The organism is Micromonospora sp. NPDC005252 (assembly GCF_042872475.1).
Lineage (GTDB): Bacteria > Actinomycetota > Actinomycetes > Mycobacteriales > Micromonosporaceae > Micromonospora.
The window spans coordinates 18,551-41,146 of sequence record NZ_JBIAKN010000009.1 but is presented as its reverse complement, the minus strand read 5'-3'; the positions used below and the strand labels follow the sequence as shown (position 1 = coordinate 41,146).

Annotated in this window: 23 protein-coding genes; 6 read left to right on the top strand and 17 right to left on the bottom strand. The window is 73.3% G+C overall.

Annotated features, from left to right (window positions below):
• Positions 1-2,445 (top strand): DUF4132 domain-containing protein, encoded by a 2,445-nt coding sequence (locus ACFYPH_RS23435; RefSeq protein ID WP_387184888.1) that lies wholly within the window; start codon positions 1-3, stop codon positions 2,443-2,445.
• Positions 2,445-2,666: a winged helix-turn-helix domain-containing protein gene (locus ACFYPH_RS23430; protein ID WP_355068636.1), complete on the top strand. Its 222-nt coding sequence runs from the start codon at positions 2,445-2,447 to the stop codon at positions 2,664-2,666. The genes ACFYPH_RS23435 and ACFYPH_RS23430 overlap by 1 nt, the downstream gene beginning before the upstream one ends.
• Before the next feature lie 17 nt (positions 2,667-2,683).
• Here the strand turns inward: ACFYPH_RS23430 and ACFYPH_RS23425 are convergent, their stop codons facing one another.
• The 6 genes from ACFYPH_RS23425 to ACFYPH_RS23400 all read right to left on the bottom strand — a co-directional run bounded on the left by ACFYPH_RS23425 (position 2,684) and on the right by ACFYPH_RS23400 (position 8,034).
• Positions 2,684-3,298 carry a lactate utilization protein C gene (locus tag ACFYPH_RS23425; protein WP_387184541.1) on the bottom strand — a complete coding sequence of 205 codons (615 nt, stop codon included), beginning with the start codon at positions 3,296-3,298 and terminating at the stop codon, positions 2,684-2,686.
• Positions 3,280-4,716 carry a LutB/LldF family L-lactate oxidation iron-sulfur protein gene (locus ACFYPH_RS23420; RefSeq protein WP_387184885.1) on the bottom strand — a complete coding sequence of 479 codons (1,437 nt, stop codon included), beginning with the start codon at positions 4,714-4,716 and terminating at the stop codon, positions 3,280-3,282. The genes ACFYPH_RS23425 and ACFYPH_RS23420 overlap by 19 nt, the downstream gene beginning before the upstream one ends.
• A 20-nt stretch (positions 4,717-4,736) precedes the next feature.
• Positions 4,737-5,504 carry a (Fe-S)-binding protein gene (locus ACFYPH_RS23415; protein WP_354861926.1) on the bottom strand — a complete coding sequence of 256 codons (768 nt, stop codon included), beginning with the start codon at positions 5,502-5,504 and terminating at the stop codon, positions 4,737-4,739.
• Between the two features lie 19 nt (positions 5,505-5,523).
• A complete protein-coding gene (locus ACFYPH_RS23410) occupies positions 5,524-6,273 on the bottom strand; it encodes an SDR family NAD(P)-dependent oxidoreductase (protein WP_387184538.1) in 750 nt (249 codons plus the stop codon).
• A complete protein-coding gene (locus tag ACFYPH_RS23405) occupies positions 6,270-7,121 on the bottom strand; it encodes a fumarylacetoacetate hydrolase family protein (protein WP_354861930.1) in 852 nt (283 codons plus the stop codon). Before ACFYPH_RS23405 ends, ACFYPH_RS23410 begins: the two co-directional genes overlap by 4 nt.
• Before the next feature lie 97 nt (positions 7,122-7,218).
• Positions 7,219-8,034 carry a helix-turn-helix domain-containing protein gene (locus ACFYPH_RS23400; protein ID WP_387184535.1) on the bottom strand — a complete coding sequence of 272 codons (816 nt, stop codon included), beginning with the start codon at positions 8,032-8,034 and terminating at the stop codon, positions 7,219-7,221.
• 137 nt (positions 8,035-8,171) lie between these two features.
• Here ACFYPH_RS23400 and ACFYPH_RS23395 point away from each other — a divergent pair, with 137 nt between their 5' ends.
• On the top strand, positions 8,172-8,540 hold the full coding sequence (locus tag ACFYPH_RS23395; RefSeq protein ID WP_387184533.1) for a nuclear transport factor 2 family protein: 369 nt from the start codon (positions 8,172-8,174) through the stop codon (positions 8,538-8,540).
• A 25-nt stretch (positions 8,541-8,565) separates the two neighbouring features.
• On the opposite strand, the gene ACFYPH_RS23390 is transcribed toward ACFYPH_RS23395, so the two are convergent.
• Positions 8,566-9,450 (bottom strand): MHYT domain-containing protein, encoded by an 885-nt coding sequence (locus tag ACFYPH_RS23390; protein WP_387184530.1) that lies wholly within the window; start codon positions 9,448-9,450, stop codon positions 8,566-8,568.
• Between the two features lie 166 nt (positions 9,451-9,616).
• Positions 9,617-12,418 carry a DEAD/DEAH box helicase gene (locus ACFYPH_RS23385; RefSeq protein WP_355068648.1) on the bottom strand — a complete coding sequence of 934 codons (2,802 nt, stop codon included), beginning with the start codon at positions 12,416-12,418 and terminating at the stop codon, positions 9,617-9,619.
• A gap of 86 nt (positions 12,419-12,504) precedes the next feature.
• On the opposite strand from ACFYPH_RS23385, the gene ACFYPH_RS23380 reads away from it, so the two are divergent.
• Positions 12,505-13,275: an HAD-IA family hydrolase gene (locus ACFYPH_RS23380; protein ID WP_354861937.1), complete on the top strand. Its 771-nt coding sequence runs from the start codon at positions 12,505-12,507 to the stop codon at positions 13,273-13,275.
• Between the two features lie 19 nt (positions 13,276-13,294).
• On the opposite strand, the gene ACFYPH_RS23375 is transcribed toward ACFYPH_RS23380, so the two are convergent.
• From ACFYPH_RS23375 to ACFYPH_RS23365, 3 genes are all read right to left on the bottom strand, one after another.
• The gene (locus tag ACFYPH_RS23375; protein WP_354861939.1) at positions 13,295-13,693 is read right to left on the bottom strand and encodes a hypothetical protein; all 399 of its coding nucleotides are present in this window, start codon (positions 13,691-13,693) and stop codon (positions 13,295-13,297) included.
• Complete coding sequence (locus ACFYPH_RS23370; protein WP_354861940.1) at positions 13,690-13,986, bottom strand: hypothetical protein; 297 nt, start codon at positions 13,984-13,986, stop codon at positions 13,690-13,692. Before ACFYPH_RS23370 ends, ACFYPH_RS23375 begins: the two co-directional genes overlap by 4 nt.
• A 142-nt stretch (positions 13,987-14,128) precedes the next feature.
• Positions 14,129-15,334 (bottom strand): MFS transporter, encoded by a 1,206-nt coding sequence (locus ACFYPH_RS23365; RefSeq protein ID WP_387184526.1) that lies wholly within the window; start codon positions 15,332-15,334, stop codon positions 14,129-14,131.
• Between the two features lie 321 nt (positions 15,335-15,655).
• On the opposite strand from ACFYPH_RS23365, the gene ACFYPH_RS23360 reads away from it, so the two are divergent.
• Positions 15,656-16,573: a DMT family transporter gene (locus tag ACFYPH_RS23360; protein WP_387184523.1), complete on the top strand. Its 918-nt coding sequence runs from the start codon at positions 15,656-15,658 to the stop codon at positions 16,571-16,573.
• On the opposite strand, the gene ACFYPH_RS23355 is transcribed toward ACFYPH_RS23360, so the two are convergent.
• The 6 genes from ACFYPH_RS23355 to ACFYPH_RS23330 form a co-directional block, all read right to left on the bottom strand.
• Complete coding sequence (locus ACFYPH_RS23355) at positions 16,536-17,420, bottom strand: diacylglycerol kinase family protein (RefSeq protein ID WP_387184882.1); 885 nt, start codon at positions 17,418-17,420, stop codon at positions 16,536-16,538. The genes ACFYPH_RS23360 and ACFYPH_RS23355 overlap by 38 nt on opposite strands.
• 272 nt (positions 17,421-17,692) lie before the next feature.
• A complete protein-coding gene (gene tatC, locus ACFYPH_RS23350) occupies positions 17,693-18,646 on the bottom strand; it encodes a twin-arginine translocase subunit TatC (RefSeq protein ID WP_355068960.1) in 954 nt (317 codons plus the stop codon).
• Positions 18,647-18,664: 18 nt separating this feature from the next.
• The gene (gene tatA / locus ACFYPH_RS23345) at positions 18,665-18,979 is read right to left on the bottom strand and encodes a Sec-independent protein translocase subunit TatA (RefSeq protein ID WP_007459946.1); all 315 of its coding nucleotides are present in this window, start codon (positions 18,977-18,979) and stop codon (positions 18,665-18,667) included.
• Positions 18,980-19,160: 181 nt separating this feature from the next.
• Positions 19,161-19,406, bottom strand: a complete 246-nt coding sequence (locus ACFYPH_RS23340; RefSeq protein ID WP_387184519.1) for a hypothetical protein — start codon at positions 19,404-19,406, stop codon at positions 19,161-19,163.
• A gap of 10 nt (positions 19,407-19,416) precedes the next feature.
• Entirely contained in the window at positions 19,417-20,475 is a 1,059-nt protein-coding gene (locus tag ACFYPH_RS23335; RefSeq protein ID WP_354862724.1) for a YafY family protein, read from the bottom strand.
• Entirely contained in the window at positions 20,472-21,470 is a 999-nt protein-coding gene (locus ACFYPH_RS23330; RefSeq protein WP_387184515.1) for a helix-turn-helix transcriptional regulator, read from the bottom strand. Before ACFYPH_RS23330 ends, ACFYPH_RS23335 begins: the two co-directional genes overlap by 4 nt.
• 118 nt (positions 21,471-21,588) lie before the next feature.
• Here ACFYPH_RS23330 and ACFYPH_RS23325 point away from each other — a divergent pair, with 118 nt between their 5' ends.
• Positions 21,589-22,596 (top strand): cation diffusion facilitator family transporter, encoded by a 1,008-nt coding sequence (locus ACFYPH_RS23325; RefSeq protein WP_354862721.1) that lies wholly within the window; start codon positions 21,589-21,591, stop codon positions 22,594-22,596.

The window sequence follows — 22,596 nt, the reverse complement described above, 5'->3', positions numbered from 1 at the left end:
ATGGGCGACTGGACGGCGCTGCTGCCCCACCTGAGCGATGCGGACCGGCGACAGGTGGAGACCGGTGTCGCCGAGGCCGACGAACGGATCCGGGCGGTGTTGAGGATCGCGAGCACGTACTTCTGGGGTTCCTCGGTGACAAGCGTGCCGGAGTGGGCCACCGTCGAGTCGTGGCCAGCCGAGGAGCGTCGCCGCGCCGCCCTGGCCGTGCACCGGGAGTCGGCGAGCGGCTCGATCCCCACCGCGCTGAACGACGTCGTACGCAGCCTCGCCGCCGAGGACGTCCCGTTCACGCGGGCGGACCTGGTGTGGTGCCTGGACGTCCTCGCTCGCGGCGCCGGCTTCGACAACGGCGCCGACCTGGAGCTGCCCGCCCTGATCGCTCCGCGCCTGCCGGCCGCCGAGCTGGCCGACCTGGTGCCGGCGCTGTCCGCCCTGGTCAGTGAGCTGGTCGACGACTACTTCATCGCGGCGGGGCCCCGCCGACGTGCCGTGACGCTGCTCGGGCGGGCCATCGACCGGGCCACCGGCAGTCGCCTGCCGTCGTCGCTGTTGCACGGCGGGGACACCTTCGGGCCAGCCGTACGCGCCGACCTGGGCGCCGACCTCGTCGCGCCGGGGGTGCCGGAATTGCTGGAGCACTGCGCCGCGCTGGACAAACCGGCGGCGACCGCGAAGTGGCTGCGCCGCCTCGACGAACTACTCGCGGCCGCGCACGGCGGCCGGCAGGTCGTACGCCGGCTGCTCGACGCGTTCACCGCCCACGGCCGGACCGTCCACGACGACTCGGACCGCCTCCTGCGCGGGCTGGTCTGGGCGCTGTCGCGCGAGCGCGACGAAGGAGCGACGGACCTGCTGGCGCGGGTCACCGCCAGCGCGGCGGCAGCGCCGCGCCAGGCCGCCGGGTTCCCGTACGCCCCGCGCACGGCGATCGCGGCGGTACGACTGCTGACCGACCGCGACGGCGACGTGCCGCTGCGCACGCTGGCCCGGCTGGCCGTGACGGTGCGCAACAAGGCCGTGCGGAGCCGGGTCCAGGCCGCGCTGACCCAGCTCGGCGCGCGACGCGGGTGGACGCTCAGCGAGGTCATGGAGCTGACCGTCGACGACCACGGGCTCGGGCCCGACGGGTGCCTGCGCACACCGGTCGGCCCGTACGAGGCGACGGTCGAGATCGTGGGCGACCGGGCACGCCTGGTCTTCGCCCGCGACGGCGTCGCGCTCAAGGGCGTCCCGGCCCAGGTCAAGCAGGCGCACGGCGACGAGCTCACGCACCTGCGGGACGTCGTCAAGCGGATCGGCGCGACCCTGGTCAGCGAGCGCCAGCGGGTGGAGGGGCTGCTGTCGGAGGAGCGCACCTGGTCGTACCCGGACTGGTCGTCGCGCTTCCTCGACCACCCGGTCACGGCGACCTACGGGCGGCGCCTGCTGTGGGAGACCAGCACCGACGGCCAGCGCTGGACGGCCGGCCTGCCCCGACGGGACGGCGACGGGTGGACGATCGTCGACCGGGACGGCCGGTCCCTCACGCACGGGTCGGTCCGGCTGTGGCATCCCGTCCGCGCGAGCACTGCCGAGGTGCTGGCGTGGCGTGGGCACCTGGTCGCCGCCAGCCTGACGCAGCCGTTCAAGCAGGTCTTCCGGGAGGTCTACCCGCGCACGCCGGCCGAGGAGAAGACGCACACCTACTCCAACCGGTTCGCCGGGCACATCCTGCGCTACCGGCAGGCCAACGCCCTGCTGCGCGCCCGTGGCTGGCAGGCCGGCTACCTCGGCACCTGGGACGGCGGGTACGACAGCGAGGCCACGAAGGTCTTCGGCGGCGGGGCGTGGCGGGCGTCCTTCCACCACGCGCTGGTCGACAACCCGGATCCACACCACTACGACGTCGAGTACTGCTCCACCGACCAGGTGCGCTTCGCCCGACACGACGGGACGACCTGGCTGCCCGCGCCGGTCATCGACGTGCCACCGCTGGTGTTCAGCGAGGCCATGCGCGACGTGGACCTGTTCGTCGGCGTCACCTCGATCGCCACCGACCCGCAGTGGGCCGATCGCGGCGACGAACGGTTCTCCGCCTACTGGCAGCGCACGGCGGTCGCGGAGCTGACCCCGTCGGCGCAGGTACGCCGGGACGCGCTCGCGCGGCTGCTGCCCCGGATGGCCATCGCCGACCGGGTGGACCTCACGGACCGGTATCTGCGGGTCCGAGGGACCCTGCGCGCGTACCGGATCCACCTCGGGTCGGGCAACGTCATGATGGAGCCCGACGACGCGTACCTGTGCATCGTCGCCGCGCGCGCACAAACCGGGCGTCTGCACCTGCCGTTCGACGACGACCCCATGCTGTCCACGATCCTGTCCAAGGCGATCATGCTGGCCGCCGACGACCGGATCACCGACCCCACCGTGCTGAGCCAACTGCGACCCGTCGAGGTCGACTGATGCCGACCGAGAGAGTGGACTACCGGCGCATAGCGAACGAGATCGCCGGAAAGATCAAGTCCGGAGAACTTGCGCCGGGCGAGAAGCTACCGTCCACACGGGAGCTTGCCGAGCAGCACGCCGTGCACATTTCCACCATCAACCGGGTCATGACCATCCTCAAGGACCGCGGGTTGGTTGAGGGACATCCCGGTAAAGGTGTCTACGTAGCCGAGGGATGAGCTCAGGCCGGCCGGGGTCAGGGCAGCAGGACGACGTGCAGACGGCGCGGGCCGTGCACCCCCTCCACCCGGATCAACTCGATGTCGCTGGTGGCCGACGGCCCACTGATCCAGGTCAGCGGGCGGTGCGGCGTCAGTCGGGCCAGGGCCTCGGGCACGGTGGCCACCACCTGGTCGGCGCGGAGGACGCACACGTGCCGGTCCGGTAGGAGGCTGAGCACCCGGCGGCCCTGGTCGGGCGAGCCGTCGAGGACGATCGTTCCGGTCTGGGCGATGGCGACGGCGGCGGCGGTGACGACGGCGTCCGCGGCGCCGATCCGCGCGTGGTCGAGGCCGTCGTCGGTCAGCGTGGTCACCGTCGGCGGCAGCCAGGCAGGCGGCAGACCCGGCGGTACGACGACGGTGCCCCCCGCCGGCAGGAGGTCGGCGATCGTGTCGGCGACGGCGGCCTCGGCGACCCGGTGCACGTGCGCCCGGTAGTCGGTCAGCCGCTGCGCCAGCTGGTCGAGGTCGACGGTGTCGGCCTGCCGGTAGTCGCGGGGCGCCGGCGCCGGCGCGGGGCTGCCGGTGGCGAGCGCGGCCCGCAGCCGGCCGAGGACGAGGTCCCGGGAGGTCACCGCCCGGCCCACCATTCGCGGAACGTCTGGGCCGGCGGGTCCGGCAGGTCCCGGCTGGCGGTCCAGCCGTTCAGCGGTGGGGGCAGCCCTCGGCCACGCCGACCGGCGAGCCGGCTCAGCCGCGCGGCGCGCTGCCCGGCCGCGTACAGCCGGGGTCGGTCCATCGTGTACGCGGCGGCGGCCATCGCGATCGACTCGGCGGTGGGCCGCGGTCGTGACTCGACGGCCTCGGCACGCAGGTGCACCAGCAGCTCCGGGATGTTGATTTTGACGGGGCAGGCGTCGTAGCAGGCGCCGCAGAGCGTCGACGCGTACGGCAGGGAGGCGTTGTCCTCGATGCCGGTGAGCTGGGGCGACAGCACCGCCCCGATGGGCCCCGGGTACACCGACCCGTAGGCGTGGCCGCCGGCACGCTCGTAGACCGGGCACACGTTGAGGCACGCCGAGCAGCGGATGCACCGCAGCGCCTGCCGGCCGACCTCGTCGGCGAGCACCGCGCTACGCCCGTTGTCGAGCAGGACCAGGTGGAACGCCTGCGGCCCGTCGCCCGGGGTCACGCCCGTCCACATCGAGGTGTACGGGTTCATCCGCTCCCCCGTCGACGCCCGCGGCAGCAGCTGGAGGAAGACCTCCAGGTCCCGCCAGGTCGGCACCACCTTCTCCACGCCCATGACGGTGATGAGGGTTTCCGGCAGGGTCAGGCACATCCGCCCGTTGCCCTCGGACTCGACCACGGCCAGGGTGCCCGTCTCGGCGACGGCGAAGTTCGCGCCGGACACCGCCACCGGCGTACTCAGGAACGTCTCGCGCAGGAACCGGCGCGCGGCGGCCGCGAGGGCCGCCGGGTCGTCGGTGAGCGCCGGGTCGACGCCGGGCATCTCGCGGAGGAAGATCTCCCGGATCTCGGCCCGGTTGCGGTGGATCGCGGGCACCAGGATGTGGCTCGGCCGGTCGTCGCCGAGCTGCACGATCAGCTCCGCCAGGTCCGTCTCGATTGGGGTGATCCCGGCCGCTTCGAGGGCCTCGTTGAGGCCGATCTCCTGGGTCGCCATGGACTTGACCTTGATGACCCGGTCCGCGCCGGCCACGCGGACGAGGTCGGTGACGATCCGGTTGGCCTCAACCGCGTCCGCCGCCCAGTGCACCACGCCGCCGGCGTCGGCGACCTTCTCTTCGAGCTGTTCCAGCAGGTCGGGCAGGCGGTGCAGGGTGTCGGCCTTGATGGCCGCGCCCGCCGCGCGCAACTGCTCCCAGTCCGCCTGCTCGGCGATCACACCCGCGGACTTGGCCCGGATCGTCGACGTGGCGTGGCGGAGGTTGCGCCGCAGTTGCGGGTCGGCCAGGCTGCGCCGCGCGGCGCTCGGAAACGACTCGTCGCCGCGCAGGTGCCCCACGCCCGCCGGCGCGGTCACCGGTGGGGTGGTCGCCGGCATGCCGAGGAACGTCCGGCGGGTCACGACCGGACCGCCGATCGGGCGCTGACCGTGCCGCTCTGCTCGGTCGAGGCCAGGATCTCGGCGAGGTGCACGGTGCGCACCCCGGTCCGCAGTCGCGACAGGCCGCCGCCGATGTGCATGAGACACGAGACGTCCCCGGCGGCGCACACGTCGGCGCCGGTGGCGAGCACGTGGCGCATCTTGTCCGCCAGCATCGCCGTGGACGTCTCCGGGTTCTTCACCGCGAACGTGCCGCCGAACCCGCAGCACTGCTCCGCCGCCGGCAACTCGACCAGGTCGAGGCCGCGCACCGCGCGCAGCAACTGTCGCGGCCGGTCACCCACCCGCAGCATCCGCAGCGAGTGGCAGGTCGGATGGTAGGTGACCCGGTGCGGGTAGTACGCGCCCACGTCGGTCACCCCGAGCACGTCGACGAGCAGCTCCGACAGCTCGTACGTCCGCTCGGCCACCGACTCGGCCCGGCTGGCCAGCCGTACGTCGCCGGCCCGCCGGGCCACCATCGCGTGCTGGTGGCGCACCGACCCGACGCAGGAACCCGACGGCGCGACGATCACGTCGTACGGGTCGAAGACCCGCACGTGCCGGCGTACCAGGGGAACGGCCTCGCGCTGGTAGCCGGTGTTGACGTGCATCTGCCCGCAGCAGGTCTGCTCCGGCGGGAAGACCACCTCGTGGCCGAGCCGCTCCAGCAGCCGCACCGTCGCGGTGGCCGCCTGCGGGAACATGGTGTCGGCCAGGCAGGTCACGAACAGCGCGATCCGCACCGCACACCCCCGCCCGTCGTCACGGCCGGACCCGCAGATGGGTGAGGCCACCGTCGACGTCCAACACCGTACCCGTGGTCGACGCCGCGAGCGGCGACGCGAGGTAGACGATCGCGTTCGCGACCTCCTGCGGCGTGACCAGTCGTCCGATGGGCTGGCGGGCCTGCAACGCCAGGCGCTCGGCGGCCGGGTCGTCCGCCTGCGCCAGCAGTCGTCCCACCCAGGGCGTGTCGGCCGTGCCGGGGCAGACGCAGTTGAACCGGATGCCCTCGCGGACGTGGTCGGTGGCCATGGCGAGGGTCAGCGACAGCACGGCGCCCTTGCTGGCCGAGTAGAGCGCCCGGCCGGGCAGTCCGTTGAGCGCGGCGATGGACGAGAGGTTGACGACCGACGCGTGCTCCGAGCGGCGCAGCCAGGGCAGGGCCGCGCTGACGACGCGCGCCATGCCGACCACGTTGACGTCGAGCACGTGGTGCCACTCGTCGTCGGTCTGGTCGGCGACGGTCCCGGTCGCGCCGATCCCGGCGTTGTTGACCACCACGTCGATGCCGCCGAGCGCGTCGGCGGCCGCGGCGACAGCCTGTTGCACCGACGGGCGGCTCGACACGTCGGCGGCGATGCCGGCGATGCCCTCCGGCAGGCCGCTCGGGTCGAGGTCGAGGACGGCCACCCGGGCCCCCCGCTCGCGCAACTCCACGGCGGTGGCGCGGCCGATGCCGGAGGCGCCTCCCGTGACCAGCGCGGCCAGCCCGGCGAACTCCGCGCTCATGCCGCCACCAACGTCTGGCGTGCCCGCCCCAGGCCGGCGACCTCCAGCTCCACCACGTCGCCGGCGCGCAGGTACGGGTGGTCCGGAAGGCCCAGCGCCACCCCGGCGGGCGTGCCCGTGTTGATGACGTCGCCGGGGTACAGGACCATGAACTGGCTGAGGTACCAGACGACGTGCGCGACCGGGAAGATCATGTCCTTGGTGGACCCGTCCTGGCGGAGAACCCCGTTGACCCACAACCGCAGCGCCAGCGACTGCGGGTCGTCGACCTCGTCGGCCGGCACGAGGCTCGGCCCCAGCGGGTTGAAGGTCTCGCAGCTCTTGCCCTTGTCCCACTGGCCCCCGCGCTCCAACTGGAACGCCCGCTCGGAGACGTCGTGCGACACCGCGTACCCCGCGATGTGCCGCATGGCCTCCTGCGGGGAGTCGGCGTAGCGGATGGTCGTGCCGACGACGACCGCGAGTTCGACCTCCCAGTCGGTCTTCGTCGAGCCGCGCGGAACGAGAACGTCGTCGTACGGCCCGACGATCGTCATCGGGTCCTTCATGAAGACCACCGGCTCGGCCGGCAGCGCCGCACCCGTCTCCGCCGCGTGATCGCGGTAGTTGAGTCCGATGCAGACGATCTTGTGAGGTCGGGCGATGGGAGCACCCACCCGCAGGCTGTCCGCGTCGGGCAGCTCGGCCAGCTCGCCACTGTCGAGCGCGACCCGCGTCCGCGCGATCCCGTCCGACGCCCAGAACGCCCCGTCCAGGTCTGCGGTGAGCGGCCGCAGGTCGAAGGTCGTACCGTCGCGCTGGACGACCGGGATCTCCTGGCCGCTCGGGCCGAGGCGCTGGAAGTTCATCTCACTCTCCTCTGTGTCCGGGCTGACCGGCGGGTGGCGGACACCCCCGCATTCAACACCGACACGCCCCGCGACCGGCACAGCGGGAGCACCTCGGTCAGCTCGGTGGGACCTCGTCGCCGCCCCGTACGCCGAGGGCGCGCAGCGTCGCCGCGTCGGCGGGGAAGAACGACTCGACGGCCAGCCCGGCGACGGTGACATCCAGCGGGGTGCCGAACACGGTGGTGGTGCTGAGGAAGGACAGTTCCCGGCCGTGGTGGCGGTACCGGAGTCCGACGGCGACCCGCGAGACCGGGTCGTCCAAAGCCTGCGAATGGCCGTTGCCGCCGGGATAGCCGCGCAGCTCCTCGTACAGGTCGTGCAGGGCCGCGTCGCCGGTGGCGGCGGCCGTCTGGCGCAGCCGGGTGAGCAGGTGCGTACGCCACTCGGGCAGGTTGCCGATCCGCGGGGCCATGCCGTCGGGGTGCAGGCTGAGCCGCAGGACGTTGACCGGAGGGACGAGCAGGTGCGGCGCCGCGCCGTCGGTGAACAACGCCACGGCGGGGTTGGCCTCGACGAGTTGCCAGTGCCGGTCGATGAGCGCCGCCGGGTACGGGCCGTGGCCGTCGAGGATCCGCCGTACGGCGGCACGCACCGGGGCCAGCTCCGGGTCGTCCAGCTCGTGGCGGGGGTAGGCGGGCGCGTACCCGCCGGCGAGCAGGATGGTGTTGCGGTCCGCCAGCGGTACGTCGAGCTGCTCGGCGAGCCGCAGGATCAGCTCGGGGCTCGGCCGGGACCGCCCGGTCTCCACGAAGCTCAGATGGCGAGCGGAGATCCCCGTCTCGATCGACAGGTCGAGTTGGCTCATCCGGCGGCTCTGGCGCCAGTCGCGCAGCAGCTCGCCGACCCGTCGTACCGGCCTGGTCGTCGTCACGCGACCGACCCTAGTGATCGCGCCGGCGCACGGACCATTACCTCCGACGTAATCGACAGCGCCCCGGGCGGGCCGCAACCATCTCTCCCGAGAGCGGCGCCCACCGCCGCTCGTCACCCGACGATGAGGAGAGAGCCATGGCTACGAGCTTCGACGCGCTGGCCGAGCGGTACATCGCGATCTGGAACGAGACCGACCTGGCCCGTCGCCGCACGCAGATCGCTGACGTGTGGGCCCCCGACGCCCGCTACGTCGACCCGCTCACCGTCGCCGAGGGCCGGGAGGCGATCGACGCGACGATCGCGGCGGTGCAGGGCCAGTTTCCCGGCATGACGTTCCGGCTGGCCGGCCCGGTCGACGGCCACCACGACCAGGTCCGGTTCACCTGGGAGTTGGGGCCCGACGGGGTCGAGGCGCCGGTCGTGGGCTTCGACGTCGCCGTGCTGGACGGCAACGGGCAGCTCAGCCAGGTGCTCGGCTTCCTGGACCGGGTCCCGGTGGCCTGATCACTCCCTCCCCGGGTGCTGAACGTCAGCGCGGCGGGGTGTCCCGGCGCGACGGGAACGGGGTGCCGGGGTGCCCCAGGGTGGAGCGCGCACGCAGCCCGACCGGGTCCGGAGCGGCCACCGGCGCAGCCGGGGCCGGCTCCGGTCCCCGGCGCGCGTCGAGGTACGCGGCGGCGGCCCGGTCGTCGTCGGTGGGCGCGGCGAGCAGGGCGTAGAGCAGCCCGACCACCCCGAAGATCACCGCCACGATGATCGGCACCAGCAACGCGCTCACCCTGGTGCCGGTCACCCCGTCCGCACGTTCGTGCAGGTGCACCGAGAGCGCGCTCATGCCGGTGAAGTGCATGCCGTTCACGGCGACGCCCATGACCAGCGCGGACGCGAAGATCGCCAGTGGGCGACGGACGGTCATCGCGAGCCACAGCGCGACGGTGGCGGCGACGACCGCGACGACCACCGAGAGGATGACGCGGGTGCTGTCGTAGCCGAGGCTGCCGTTGAGGCGCATCGCCGCCATGCCGGTGTAGTGCATGGCGGCGACGCCGACGCCGGTGAAGACGCCACCGGCGACGAGGCGTACCGGATTCAGCCGGCCGGTGCCGACGATGGCCAGGCCGATACCGACCGCGACCACCGCGATGGCGGTGCTGGCGGCGGTGAGGGGCACGTCGTACCGGATGCGGGTGCCGCCGACGGCGAAGCCGAGCATGGCCATGAAGTGCATCGCCCAGATGGCGGTGCCGCCGAGCGCCCAGGCGGCCAGCAGACCCCACCAGGCGCGCTGACCGGCGGTACGGGCGGTACGGATGCGACCGGCGCAGACGAGCCCGAGGATCGAGCCGAGCACGGACAGCGCGTAGCTCAGCGCGGGTGTGATCCACCCGTACTCAAAGTGATTGATGTCCGCCACGGCGGTCCTCTCCCCCATTCGTTACCGGCGCGTAAGTACGGCGCTCGGGCAATGATCAGGGGTGCCCCGACCAGGCGCAACAGCGCCCCCCGGGCTGTTCGGGGGGTGCCGTCGCGGTGACCGTCCGATGCGTCGGTTCGCGGGCGATGCTGACCGAAAATGATGATCAGGCGGAGGTGTGGTACGCCAGCACGCCCCGGTTGATGGCCGCTATCGCCTGTCGGGCGGTGGAGCGCAGCTCCGGCGAGGCGCCGCCGGAGTCGGCAAGTTGACCGAGCAGGTCGACCACCTGCCGGGCCCACCGGACGAAGTCACCGGCCGGCATCTCCCCGTCGATCTCGTGCCCGCTGCCGAGCACCTTGGCCAGCGCCTCGCCCCGCGCCCACCGGTAGACCGGCCAGGCGAAGCCCAGATCCGGCTCCCGGGTCGCGGCCAGACCGCGCGCCGCCTCGTCGGCTTCGATCTCACCCCACAGCTTCAGCGTCTCGTCGACGGCGTCGGCCACCGGGCCGCGCGGCAGCGACGCCCGCTCGTCGACGTCGCGACGCGCCTCGAAGACCACCACGGACACCGCGGCGGCCAGCTCGGCCGGGGAGAGCCCGTCCCACACCCGTCGGCGCAGACACTCGGCGACCAGCAGATCCGCTTCCGTCCAGATCCGGCCGAGCATCCGACCGGCGTCGGTGACCACGCCGTCGCGGGCGAGGTAACCACGGTCGGTCAGCAGCGCGACGATCCGGTCGAAGGTCCGCGCGAGGGACCCGGTGCGCCCGGACACCCGCTCGCGCAGCTCCTCGGTGTCCCGCTCCAGCCGACGGCGCCGCTCCGCCCAGCGGGCGTGCTCCTCGCGCTCCGGGCAGGCGTGGCAGGGATGGTTACGCAGCTCGGTGCGGAGTTGGGTGAGCCGGTGGTCCTCGCCGGGCGCCTGCCGGGAGCGGCCACCGCGGCGACCGCCGTGCCGGTCCAGGCCGGTGCCGCTGACCTCGGCGGCCAGGTCCCGCCGGGCACCCGGCGAGCGGTGGTTGAAGTGTTTGGGCACCCGGATGCGGGCCAGCACCTCGGCCGGGGTGGTGAAGTCGCCGGGGCTGACCCGCCCCGCCCAGCGGTCCTGGGTGAGCACCAGCGGACGAGGTTCGCCGAAACCACCGGTCGCCGGGTCCAGCACGACGGCCAGGCCGGCCCGCCGGCCCGACGGCACGCGGATCACGTCGCCGACCCGCAGGCGCTCCAGCGACGCCACGGCGGCGGCCTTGCGCTGGGTCTGCCCCTGCCGGGCGATGGCCTTCTCCCGGTCGGCGATCGCCACCCGCAGCGCGAAGTACTCGTCGAAGTCGCCGTGGTGGCAGGCGGCCTCCGCGCCGTACGCCTCGATGGTCTCGGTGTTGCGCTGCACCTGCCGAGCCAGGCCGACCACCGACCGGTCGGCCTGGAACTGGGCGAACGAGGACTCCAGCAGCGCCCGGGCGGGCTCCGCGCCGACCGTGCCGACCAGGTTCACCGCCATGTTGTACGAGGGCCGGAAGCTGGAGCGCAACGGATAGGTGCGGGTGGAGGCGAGCCCGGCCACGTGCCGTGGGTCGGTCTCCGGGGACCACACCACGACGGCGTGCCCCTCGACGTCGATGCCACGCCGACCGGCACGGCCGGTGAGCTGGGTGTACTCCCCCGGGGTCAGGTCGACGTGCGCCTCGCCGTTGTACTTGACCAGCCGTTCCAGGACCACGCAGCGGGCCGGCATGTTGATGCCCAACGCCAGGGTCTCGGTGGCGAAGACCGCCTTGACCAGACCCCGGACGAACAGCTCCTCGACGATCTCCTTGAACACCGGCAGCATGCCGGCGTGGTGGGCCGCGAGGCCACGCTCCAACCCGTCGAGCCACTCCCAGTAGCCCAGCACCGTCAGGTCCTCGCCGGGGATGGCGGTGACCCGGGACTCGACCACCCGGCGGATCTCGGCCCGCTCCTCGGGCGAGGTGAGCCGCAGCCCGGCGGCCAGGCACTGCTGCACGGCGGCGGCGCAGCCGGCCCGGCTGAAGATGAACAGGATCGCCGGCAGCAGCCCTTCGCGGTCCAGCCGGTCGACGATGTCCGGGCGCATCGGCCCACGCCAGCGGGGGCCGCGCCGGCCGGCGCCCGGCCCGGCGCTGCGCCCCTCCCCCAGCTCCAGGCGGCGCACGGTGTCGCGGGTGTAGCGCAGCAGCTCCGGGTGCACGTCGTGCTTGCGGGCGGCGTCGGCGTCGTGGAACAGGTCGAACATCCGCTTGCCGACCAGCATGTGCTGCCACAGCGGCACCGGCCGGTGCTCGCTGACCACCACGGCGGTCTCGCCGCGCACGGTGACCAACCAGTCGGCGAACTCCTCGGCGTTGGACACGGTCGCCGACAGCGAGACCAGGGTGACCGAGGCGGGCAGGTGGATGATCACCTCTTCCCACACGCCGCCGCGGAACCGGTCGGCGAGGTAGTGCACCTCGTCCATCACCACGTACGCCAGCCCCTGCAGGGTGCTGGACCCCGCGTAGAGCATGTTGCGCAGCACCTCGGTGGTCATCACCACCACGGGCGCGTCGCCGTTGATCGCGTTGTCGCCGGTGAGCAGGCCGACCTGCTCGGCGCCGTACCGGGCGACCAGATCGTGGTACTTCTGGTTGGACAGCGCCTTGATCGGCGTGGTGTAGAAGCACTTGCGCCGGGTCGGTGGCGTCGCGGCGTCGTCGGCCGCCGCCGGGTCGTCGGGCCGCCCGCGCAGCGCCAGGTGTACGGCGAACTCGCCGACCACGGTCTTACCCGCGCCGGTGGGGGCACAGACCAGCACGCCGCTGCCCCGCTCCAACGACTGACACGCCTCGCGCTGGAAGTCGTCGAGATCGAACCCCAGGTCCAGGGCGAACTCGTCCAGTGCCGGGAACTGCGCGGTCTGCGCGGCCCGGCGGCGCGCCGCTGCGTACCGCTCGGCGGGGCTCGACATGGCACCAAGATTAGTGCGTGCCGGGACAGTGCACCCCACAAGGCCGTCCCGAGGGGCCGTCGGCGGGGGTCGGTAGGGTGCACGGCGTGCCGGACCATGCCGAACCGCCCCAGACCAGTCCGCCGGGCAGCGTCGCGGACGCCAGCGCCCCGCGGGCGTCCCGACGGCCCGTCAAGGCGGTGCTCTTCGACTTCCACGGCACCCTGGCCCAGGTGGAGGAGCCCCGACAGTGGGTCATCGAAGCCGCCGCCGCGTGCGGGGTCACCCTGGACCGGGTTCGCGCCACCTCGCTGGCCGACCGGCTGCTCACCGCCGGCCGCGCGGGCGGCCCCCTGCCGGCCCGGGTGCCGCCCCGGCTGGCCGAGCTGTGGGCCGACCGGGACCTCTACGCGCACGCGCACCGGGGTGCGTACACGGGGCTGGCCGAAACCGTGGACGCGGGCATCGAGGGTTTCGCCGACGCGCTCTACGAGCGGCTGCTCGTCGCCGAGGGCTGGCTGCCGTACCCGGACACCGCTCCCACGCTGGCCGCGCTGCGCGACGCCGGTGTGCGGGTGGCGGTGGTCAGCAACATCGGCTTCGACCTGCGGCCGCACTTCGACGCCTGGGGGTTGACCGACCTCGTCGACGCGTTCGTGCTGTCGTACGAGGTGGGGCGCTGCAAGCCCGACCCGGCGATCTTCTGGCGGGCGTGCGGGATGCTCGGCGTCGACCCCGAGCAGACGCTGATGGTCGGCGACAGTCCGGCGGACGCGGGCGCCGTCGCCGCCGGCTGCGCGGTGCTGGTGCTCCCGGCCGCCGACCCGGGCCGGGAGAACGGCCTCGGCGCGGTCCTGGACCTGGCCCTGCCGACCTGAGCCGCGCCCGCGGAAACCGTCAGGTCGGGATGTGGATGACCGGCAGCTCGCCGTCGCCGTACCGGTCCTCCCCGGTCAGGATCGAGGCGTCATGGTCGAGTACGGCCAGCACCGTGGTGGCGAGATCGGCCCGACCCGTCACCGTCCGCCAGTAGCTGAGCTCGTGCCAGGAGCGCCCCTCGGTGGAGAGCACCGCACAGGCGTCCAGGGTCAGCAGCCGGTGCAGGGTCGCCCGTTCCTTCGGGTCGCTGACGATCGCCAGGGCCTCCGCCGCGGTCACGGCGGTGACACCGAACCTGTTGCGGTCCTGGATGACCTCGTGCAGCGGCTCCCCGACATGCACCGACCCCGCCAGATAAGCCAGCAGCGCTGACCGATCCAGCACGAGCCGAACCGGCCGGTCGTCCGCGGCGCTCACGCGGCCGGCTGGTCGGTGGTGTCCAGCAGGTGTTGGCGTGCCCGCTCACGCAGCGCATTCCGGCGCTCCGGCGACCAGTCGGCCTCAACGGCGGCACGACGGGCGCGCGCCTCGGCCACACCCTGCTCGGTGATCTGGATGCCCTGGTGGGCCAGCTCCGCGTCCAGGGCGTCCAGACGCATCCGGTCCCGGACGGCCTGGGTGATGTACGCGCTGGCGTTGGACTCGTGCTCCAGGCGCTCCGCCACGTCGGGTGGGACGGAGATGGACAGCTTCCGCATCGCGCTGGTCATACCCAAGACCGTACGCCGGTAGCACCGCGTCGGCGAACACCTACGGCCGTGTCCCGCGCTCCGGTGCGTGCGGGGTCGAAGGGCCACGCCGGGGCGGCCGGCCCCGAACGGCGGAAGCTCGCCGTCGTTCGGGGCCGGCCGCTCAGGCGACCGCCTCCCGCAGGGGCCGCCAGGCGATGGCGGCGATCGCCGCCATCGCGACGGCGGCGATCCAGAACGGTGTGGTGATCTCCCAGGCGCTGGCGAACAGGCCGCCGAGGAGCGAGCCCAGCGCCGCGCCGCCGAGATCCAGCAATGCGTACACGCTGCCGACCCGGCCGCGCAGGTGCGCAGGCACGACCCGTTGCCGGACCGAGGTGACGGTGATGCCCCACACCATGGCATGGATGCTGAACACGACCAGCACGACGGCGGCGACCCACGGTGTCGTCGTGGTCGCGAGGCACACGTGCGTCACGACCTCGATCACCAGGCCGGCACGCAACACGGTGGCGCTGCCGAGCGCGCGCGTGAGCATCGTGGCGACTGCGGTGCCGACCAGGCCGCCGACCGCGAACGCGGACAACAGAAATCCGTAGCCGACGGCGGATACACCCAGGCGCTCCCGGCAGTAGAGCACGAACACGGCGAACGCGGCACCGAACGCGATGTTGCCCAGTCCCATGCTCACGGCGAGGGTCCGCAGCAGTCGGTGCCGCCACAACCACCGCACGCCGGCGGCGACCTCGGCACGCAGCGAGGCCCGCCGAGGCGGATCGCCAACGACGGGGACGCGCCGGATGCCCGCGATCAGCGCTGCGGACGTCGCGAAGGTGAGCGCGTCGACCCCGAACGGCACCGCCGCCGCGACGACGAACAACCACGCGCCCAGCGGCTTCGCGACGAACTGGTTACCGATGGTGAAGCTCGCGTAGAGCCGAGCGTTGGCGCGCGGCAGTTCCTCCGGGGCGACCACCGCCGGGAGCAGGGCACCCAGCGCGGTGTCCGCGAGGGTTTCGCCCGTACCCAGAAGGAAGAGCACCGCGTAGATGACGGCCACCGAGACGGTTCCGGTCGCGATGGTCATCGACAACGCCACCAGGGCCGCGGCGCGGGCGAGGTTGACGACCACGACCAGACGGCGACGGTCGAGCCGATCGACGTAGGCACCGCTGACCAGGGCGAACAGCAGCCAGGGCAGTTGCTGCGCGAAGACGGCGCCGGCGATGAGGGCCGGGTTGTCGCTGACGGAGGCGACCAGCAGCGGGCCGGCGGCCATGGTGACACCGTCGCCGACGTTGGACACCGCCGCAGCGGTCCACAGTTTGGTGAAGTCCGCGCCGAGACGCGCGGATATAAGGGCACGCACAAGAGCTCCTCGAGCCAGGGAAGGAAACGGTCGTCGTGGGACCGCTCCGCGGCGAGGAGCACCAGACCCCCGGAGGTGATCTCCGGCGGCGCCCGATCAGTGCCGGGCGTGCCCTCGCGGCGAAGCGGAGACCGTGACCATGGCGAGGCGCATGCCAGCTCCCAACTGTGGATCAATACCGGTCCGAGCAGGATAGCTGGCCCATCGACGCTCTCGTATCCCCGAAGCGCGACCCGCTCGCCACCAGCCGGGCGACGCGGCTCGCGTTCTTCCCGACGGTCGACACCGCCGGAGAGCCCTGCGGGCTGACCGCCTAGCGTCGTGCTCGTGACGGAGACCCTGCTGCCCGCAACGCGCCCGGCCGACGCGCCCCCGCAGCGCCGCGGCGGCGTCCTCGCCGTGGGGCTGGTGCTCGGCGGGGCGCTGTCGGTGCAGTTCGGCTCCGCCCTGGCCGCGCTGCTCTTTCCGCGTACCGGGGTGGCCGGGGCGGTCACCCTGCGGTTGACGATCTCGGCGGTGCTGCTGCTCATCGTGTGCCGGCCCCGGCTTCGGGGGTACGACCGCTCGGCCTGGCTCGCGGCCGGCGCGTTCGGGCTGGCCCTGGCCGGCATGAACTCGCTGTTCTACCAGGCCATCGAGCGGATCCCGCTCGGCCCGACGGTGACCCTGGAGGTGCTCGGCCCACTGGCGCTGTCGGTGTTCACCGCCCGTCGGCTGGCGAGCTGGTGCTGGGCCGGGCTCGCGCTGGCCGGGGTGGCGCTGCTCGGGCAGGGCGGCTTCGACCGGCTCAACCCGGCGGGGGTGGCCTTCGCGTTCGGCGCGGGCGCGATGTGGGCGGCGTACATCGTGCTCAGCGCGCGGGTCGGCGGCCGGTTCCCGGGCGCGGACGGGCTGGCCCTCGCGCTGACCCTCGCCGCGCTGGTCACCCTGCCGCTGGGCATCGTCGACGGCGGCGCCGTCCTGCTCGACCCGGAGGTGCTGGCGCTGGGCACCGCCCTCGCGGTGCTCGCCTCCGGGCTCCCGTACACCCTGGAGCTGCTGGCGCTGCGCCGGATGCCCACCGCCACCTTCGCGGTGCTGATGAGCCTCGGCCCGGCCATCGCCACCCTCGCCGGATGGCTGGTGCTGCGGCAGGCGCTGACGCTGCTGGAATGCGCCGCCATCGTGCTGGTCATCGCCGCCAGCATCGGCGCGGTACGGGTCAGAGCAGCAGTCGCAGCGCCCCCGGCACGGCAGTGATCGTCACCGGCAGGCGCAGCGAGCGTTCCCCGTCGGCGTACGTGACGATGTCGTCGGCGGCCAGCTCCACGGTGCGGGCCCGGTAGCTGCTCACCAGCGGGTGACTCACGTGGGTGCCCTGGTAGATGCGCGGCTTGACCCGGATGAGGGTCCGCCGGTCGACCCGACCGGCCACCACCACGTCCAGCAGCCCGTCGGTCGGATCGGCGTCGGGGCAGATCCGCATCCCACCGCCGTACGTCGGGCAGTTGCCCACCGCCACCAGCACCGCGTCCATCTCGTGCGGCACCCCGTCCAGGCGCAGCGTGTAGCGGCGGGGCCGGAGCCGGGCCAGCTCGACCACGATCGCCAGGTCGTACCGGCGGGCGCCGCGCGGCCAGCGCATCCGGTTGGCGCGCTCGTTGACGATCGCGTCGAAGCCCGCCGCGAGGACGGCGCCGTACCAGCGCTCGGCCCCGTCGGCGCCGGTCATCCGGGCCAGGTCGACGACGCGGGTCCGGCCGGCGCGCAGCGCCTCGGCGATCACCGCCACGGCGGCGACGGGATCGGCCGGAAAGCCGGTGTCGAGGGCGAAGTCGTTGCCGGTGCCGGCCGGTACCGGCCCGAACGGCACGTCGGTGCCGGCGACGGCCTGCATGGCCCGGTGTACGGTGCCGTCCCCGCCGATCGCGACCAGCGCGCCGACGCCGTCGGCGATCGCGGTACGACACGCCGCCTCCGCCTCGTCCGGACTGGACGCCGACAGCAACCGGACCGGGCGGCCGGCGGCGGCCAGCCCGTCCAGCAGTCGGGGCAGCAGCGCCCGGTGCCGCCCCCGACCGGCCGTGGGGTTGGCGAGCACGGCCACCGGGCCACCCTCGTCCCGGGCGCGGTCGACCGAGTCGCGGGCGGGCGGGGTGCGCTCGACCGGCCCGTCGGTGGGCGGGCCGGGCAGGTGATCGTCTGCGGTCACGGGCAGCACCGTACCGGTCGGACACCCGCCGTTCACCAGGGGCGGCCGACGTCACGATCAGTCTCACCGCCGGCGCGTGGGGTGAGCGTCTGACGGGGCCGCTGACGCGACGACGCCGCCCCCGGCAGGCGGGGACGGCGTCGGTGGACTCCGGCGGCGCGGGGCCGTCAGGTCATGTCGTCGTAGCGGCGTTCGATGGGCGCCGGCTTCGCGATCGGCTCGGGCGCACCGATCGGCGCGGTCGCGTCGACCCGCTGCCCGGCCACGACCGGGTCCGTGTCGAACTCCAGCGGCGAGACCTCGTCGTCGTCGAGACCGGCGTAGATTTCCTTGCCCCGCCCACGCCGCTTGTCGTTGATGAACGCGACGCCCACCGCGCCGAAGTAGAGCGCGGAGAGGCAGACCGCCAGGGCGGTCATCCCGAACGGGTCCGGGGTGGGGGTGACCACGGCGGAGAACGCGAAGAACACGAAGATCGCCACCCGCCACCAGCTGAGCAGCCGCTTCGCGCTCGCCAGGCCGACGAAGTTGAGCATCAGCACGACCAGCGGGAACTCGAACGCCACACCGAACAGCAGGATCAGGTTGGTGACGAACGAGATGTAGCGGGTGACTTCCAGGGTGGTCGAGATGTCGTCGCCGGACACGTTCATCAGGAACTCGAGGCCCTTGGCGGTGACGAAGAACGCCAGCACCGCGCCGGCGGCGAAGAGCGGTGCCGCCAGGGCCGTGAAGGCGTAGGCGTAGCGCCGCTCGTGCCGGTGTAGCCCGGGCGCGATGAACGCCCAGAGCTGGTAGAGCCAGATCGGCGCCGCGATGATCAGGCCCACCCACAGGCCGATCTTCAGGTTCAGCAGGAAGACGTCCGCCGGACCGAGCTGGACGAACAGGCACTTGTTGGTCTCCGGGTCGACCGACCCGGGCAGATCGCAGTACGGCTTCGACAGCAGCACCCGGACCGGCTCGGCCAGCCAGATACCGAAGCCGAAGCCGATCATGATTGCCAGCGACGCGCGGAAGAGACGGTTGCGCAGCTCACGGACGTGCTCGATGAGCGTCATCGAGCCGTCGGCGGCCCGTTCGAAGGTGCTCGGGCCGCGCTTACGCAGGGCGAAGGCCACGGTGGTGGGGCCCTTCGGTCAGTTGTCGCGGACGCGGTGCACCGGGTCGACGACCGGCTGCTGCGCCGGCGCCTGCTGGTACGGCGCCTGCTGCGGCTGCCCGGCGTACGGCGCCTGCTGGCCGGCGTGCGGCGGCAGCGGCTGGTAGCCGGCCTGCGCGTCGGCCTTCTCGGCCAGGTCGCGGTCGTCGTCCTGCAGGCTCTTGGTCTCGGCCTTGATGATCCGCAGCGAGCGACCCAGCGAGCGGGCCGCGTCGGGAAGCCGCTTCGCACCGAAGAGCAGGATCAGCACAACCACGAGAACTGCGATGTGCCACGGCTTGAGGGCACCCATGAGAAGCTCCAGTCGCTCTGTGTCCGGGGGGTGATACGCAGCCCATCGTACGTGTGGATGGACCGAATGCCACCTGCCGGGGATGATGATCAGGGCCCGGCCGGTGAAGTCTTGACCAACCGCGATGATCAGTCAACCATCGCCACCCGGCCGGGGGACGACGGTGGCCGACAGAGGTCGGTCAGCCGCGCTTGGCCTTGATCACGGCGAGTCGCTGCTGGGCGGTGTCGAGCTGGCGCTGGACACCCTCGGCGCGCTGCTGCAACGCCTCGGCGGTCTCCCGGAGCGACTCCGCCTCGGTGGCCCGCCGCTGCAACGCCACCGCGGCGCGGCGCAGCTGGGGCAGCCGGCTCAGCACCGGGCGGACGGCCAGCGCGAGCGCCACGAGCGGGAGCAGCACCACCGCGAGCACGATCCAGATCAGCACGCCGGTCAGCCTACTGGGTGCGGGCGGCCACCGCCGGATCGCCCGACGGCACGCCGGCCGGCACGGAATCGGCCGGCGCACGCCGGGGAACAGCCGCCGGCACGGCGTACGCGTCGAGCGCGGCGGCGGCTGTCGCCCGGACCTGTTCGGCCAGCTCGACCGGGGCGACCACTGTGACGTCCGGGCCGAGGCCCAGCACGAACCGCCGCGCCCACCCCAGGTCGGTCACCCGCAGCGACACGAGCCACTGGTCGCCGTCGCCGGCCTCGACCCGCTCGCACGGGTAGTACTCGGTGATCCACCGCTCGCCCCGCCCGATCCGCAGTGTGATCAGCGGCAGGTCGGGCGACGGCCGGAAGACACCCTCGGTGAGGTCGTGCGGGACAGCCTGCGGCGGGACGGTGGCCGGCTCGTCCAGTTCGGTGATCGCGTCGATCCGGTCGGCCCGGAACAGCCGGACCGCCTCCGCGCGCCGGCACCACGCCTCCACGTACGCCCGACCGCCGACCATCAGCATCCGCAGCGGGTCGACGACGCGCTCGGTGGTCTCGTCCCGGGCCGCGGTGTAGTAGGTGATCCGCAGCGCCTTTCCGCCCTCCACGGCCGAGCGCAGCGCCTCGACCCGCCGGGTGTCCCCGGGCAGCCGGACCGCGACCGGTGCGCCCACCAGGTCACCGGCGGCGTCCTCGATCTTCGCGAGGGCCCGCTCGATGGCCTCCCGGTTGGCCACGCCTGGGGTCTCGGCGAGCATCCGCAGCGCCACCACGAGCGCGAGGGCCTCGTCGGGGGTGAGCCGCAGCGGCCGGTCGATGCCGGCGTCGTAGGTGATGGTCACCCGGTCGCCGTCGAACGCCATGTCGATCAGGTCACCGGGGCCGTAACCGGGCAGCCCACACACCCACAGCAGCTCCAGGTCCTCCCGGAGCTGTCGTTCGGTGACGCCCAGGTCACCGGCCGCCTCGGCGATCTCGATGCCGGGCCGGGCCAGCAGGTAGGGAACCAGGTTGAGCAGCCGCGCCAGTCGGTCGGCGGAGGCGCGGGAACCGCCGCGGGCGGCCGGGCGGGTCACCGGGCACCCCCGGAGACGGTCAGCTCGTCGTGCCGGACGGCGATCTCCTTGAGTCGCTGGATGACCGCCTCGCGGACCTCCGGCGGGTCGAGCACCCGCACGTCCGGGCCGTACCCGACGAGCTGGCCGGCCAGAGAGTCCGGGTCGGCGTACGGCAGGACCAGCTGGTCGCCGTCCGGCCCGGCGGTCACCTGCACCGCCCAGCGACGCAGGCCGGCGGCCCGCCCGGGCGTCGCCAGCACGGTGGCCCGGCCGGTGCGCTCCACCGGCCCGGACCAGCGGGCCACGTGGCTGATCAGGTCGACGCCGGCCGGCGGCTCGTACGCGCCGGGTGCGCCGGTCACCCGGACCGCGCCGACCACCCGGGACAGGCGGAAGCAGCGGGTCGCCGCGCGGTCCAGGTCGTGGCCGACCACGTACCACCGCCCGCGCCAGCAGACCACGCCCCACGGTTGCAGCCGGCGGCGGCTGGGGGCGTCCCGGTCGGGCACCCGGTAGTCGAACCCGACCTCGCGGCGGTCCCGCGCGGCGGCGGTCAGCGGCGCGAACGCGGGATCGACGGTGACCATCGGCTCCATGCCGAGGGTGGCCTGCGGGTCGACGTCCACCCCGGCGGCGCGCAGCTTGGCCAGCCCGGACGACGCGGCGGCGGCCAGCCCGGCGTGCTGCCACAGGCGGGCGGCGATGCCGACCGCGGCGGCCTCGTCGGGTTCCAGGGGGATGTCGGGCAGCGCGTACTCGCGGTGGGCGATGCGGTAGCCGGGCTCGGCGTCGAAGACGCTGGCCGTGCCGGTCTCCAGCGGGACGCCCAGCTCGCGCAGCTCGGCCTTGTCCCGCTCGAACTTGCGCTGGAACGCCTCGTGGTCGCGCGCGTCGTCGGGGTCGTGCTCGTAGCCGGGCACGGTCGCGGCGATCTGCGCGGCGGTCAGGAACCGTCGCGTGGACAGGAGGCAGATCACCAGGTTGACCAGGCGTTCGGTGCGGGTCCGCGACACGGGTAGACGCTAGCAGCCGACGCGGCGCAGGCGTGCACCCACGCGGGCATGCCGCACACTTGTTCGGATCGGACCCCTCCCCCGGCGCGTCGCCGCCCGCGGCCATAGTGTTGCCCTCATGTCGCAGGGCGAGATGAATACCGAGAGCGAGAGCGTCGGCACCGTGGTCGTCGCGGGCGCCGCCAACCTCGCCATCGCGATCGCCAAGCTGGTCGCCGGGCTGATCTCCGGGTCGGCCGCGATGCTCTCCGAGGCGGCGCACTCGGTCGCCGACACGACCACCGAGGTGCTGCTGTTCCAGGCGCTGCGCCGCGGGGCCCGCCCGGCCGACCAACGACACCCCTTCGGGTACGGCAAGGAGAGCTACGTCTGGGCGTTCTTCGCCGCCATGTTCACCTTCGTGGCCGGCGCCGGCTTCGCCGTCACCCACGGTGTCACCACCATCCTCGTGCACGAGCACAGCGGCAACTATCTGATCTCGTACATCGTCCTCGCGGTGTCGTTCGTCATCGAGTCGATCTCGCTGGCCCGGGCCGTGCGGCAGGTCCGCCGCGAGTCCCAGCGCTGGGACACCACACCCCGCCGGTTCCTGCGACTGACCGCCGACACCACCGTCAAGGCGGTCTTCCTGGAGGACAGCGCGGCCCTGATCGGCCTGCTGCTGGCCGCGCTCGGCGTCGGCCTGTCCCAGGCCACCGGCGACGAGGTGTGGGACGGCATCGCGTCGATCCTGATCGGGTTGCTGCTGCTGGCCGTCGCCGGGATCCTGGCCAGCAACAACCTGTCGCTGCTGGTCGGCCGGGCCGTCCCGGAGCGGCTGCGCCGCGAGATCGAACGCGACCTGGCCGGGCTGCCCGAGGTCGAGCGCATCGACACCCTGCTGACGATGCAGCTCGGCCCGGACGACATCCTCGTCGCCGCGAAGGTCGACTTCCGTGACGAGGCCACCGGCGCGGCCATCGAGGCCACCGCCGACGAGGCCGAGCGGCGGCTCACCGGCCGGTACCCGGAGATCCGCTACGTCTTCCTCGACCCGACCCGCTCGCTGCCGGGAGCCGCCGGGCGGGCGCGCGACACCCAGGCCAGGCCGAGCGCGGACGCCGGCGGCGAGCCCGACCCCGCCTGA

Bases quoted from the DNA above. Each gene is read 5' to 3' on its own strand.
- ACFYPH_RS23435 (WP_387184888.1), top strand. From the start codon at position 1: ATGGGCGACTGGACGGCGCTGCTGCCCCACCTGAGCGATGCGGACCGG.
- ACFYPH_RS23430 (WP_355068636.1), top strand. From the start codon at position 2,445: ATGCCGACCGAGAGAGTGGACTACCGGCGCATAGCGAACGAGATCGCC.
- ACFYPH_RS23425 (WP_387184541.1), bottom strand. From the start codon at position 3,298: ATGGTGGGCCGGGCGGTGACCTCCCGGGACCTCGTCCTCGGCCGGCTG.
- ACFYPH_RS23420 (WP_387184885.1), bottom strand. From the start codon at position 4,716: ATGCCGGCGACCACCCCACCGGTGACCGCGCCGGCGGGCGTGGGGCAC.
- ACFYPH_RS23410 (WP_387184538.1), bottom strand. From the start codon at position 6,273: ATGAGCGCGGAGTTCGCCGGGCTGGCCGCGCTGGTCACGGGAGGCGCC.
- ACFYPH_RS23405 (WP_354861930.1), bottom strand. From the start codon at position 7,121: ATGAACTTCCAGCGCCTCGGCCCGAGCGGCCAGGAGATCCCGGTCGTC.
- ACFYPH_RS23395 (WP_387184533.1), top strand. From the start codon at position 8,172: ATGGCTACGAGCTTCGACGCGCTGGCCGAGCGGTACATCGCGATCTGG.
- ACFYPH_RS23385 (WP_355068648.1), bottom strand. From the start codon at position 12,418: ATGTCGAGCCCCGCCGAGCGGTACGCAGCGGCGCGCCGCCGGGCCGCG.
- ACFYPH_RS23370 (WP_354861940.1), bottom strand. From the start codon at position 13,986: ATGACCAGCGCGATGCGGAAGCTGTCCATCTCCGTCCCACCCGACGTG.
- tatA (WP_007459946.1), bottom strand. From the start codon at position 18,979: ATGGGTGCCCTCAAGCCGTGGCACATCGCAGTTCTCGTGGTTGTGCTG.
- ACFYPH_RS23325 (WP_354862721.1), top strand. From the start codon at position 21,589: ATGTCGCAGGGCGAGATGAATACCGAGAGCGAGAGCGTCGGCACCGTG.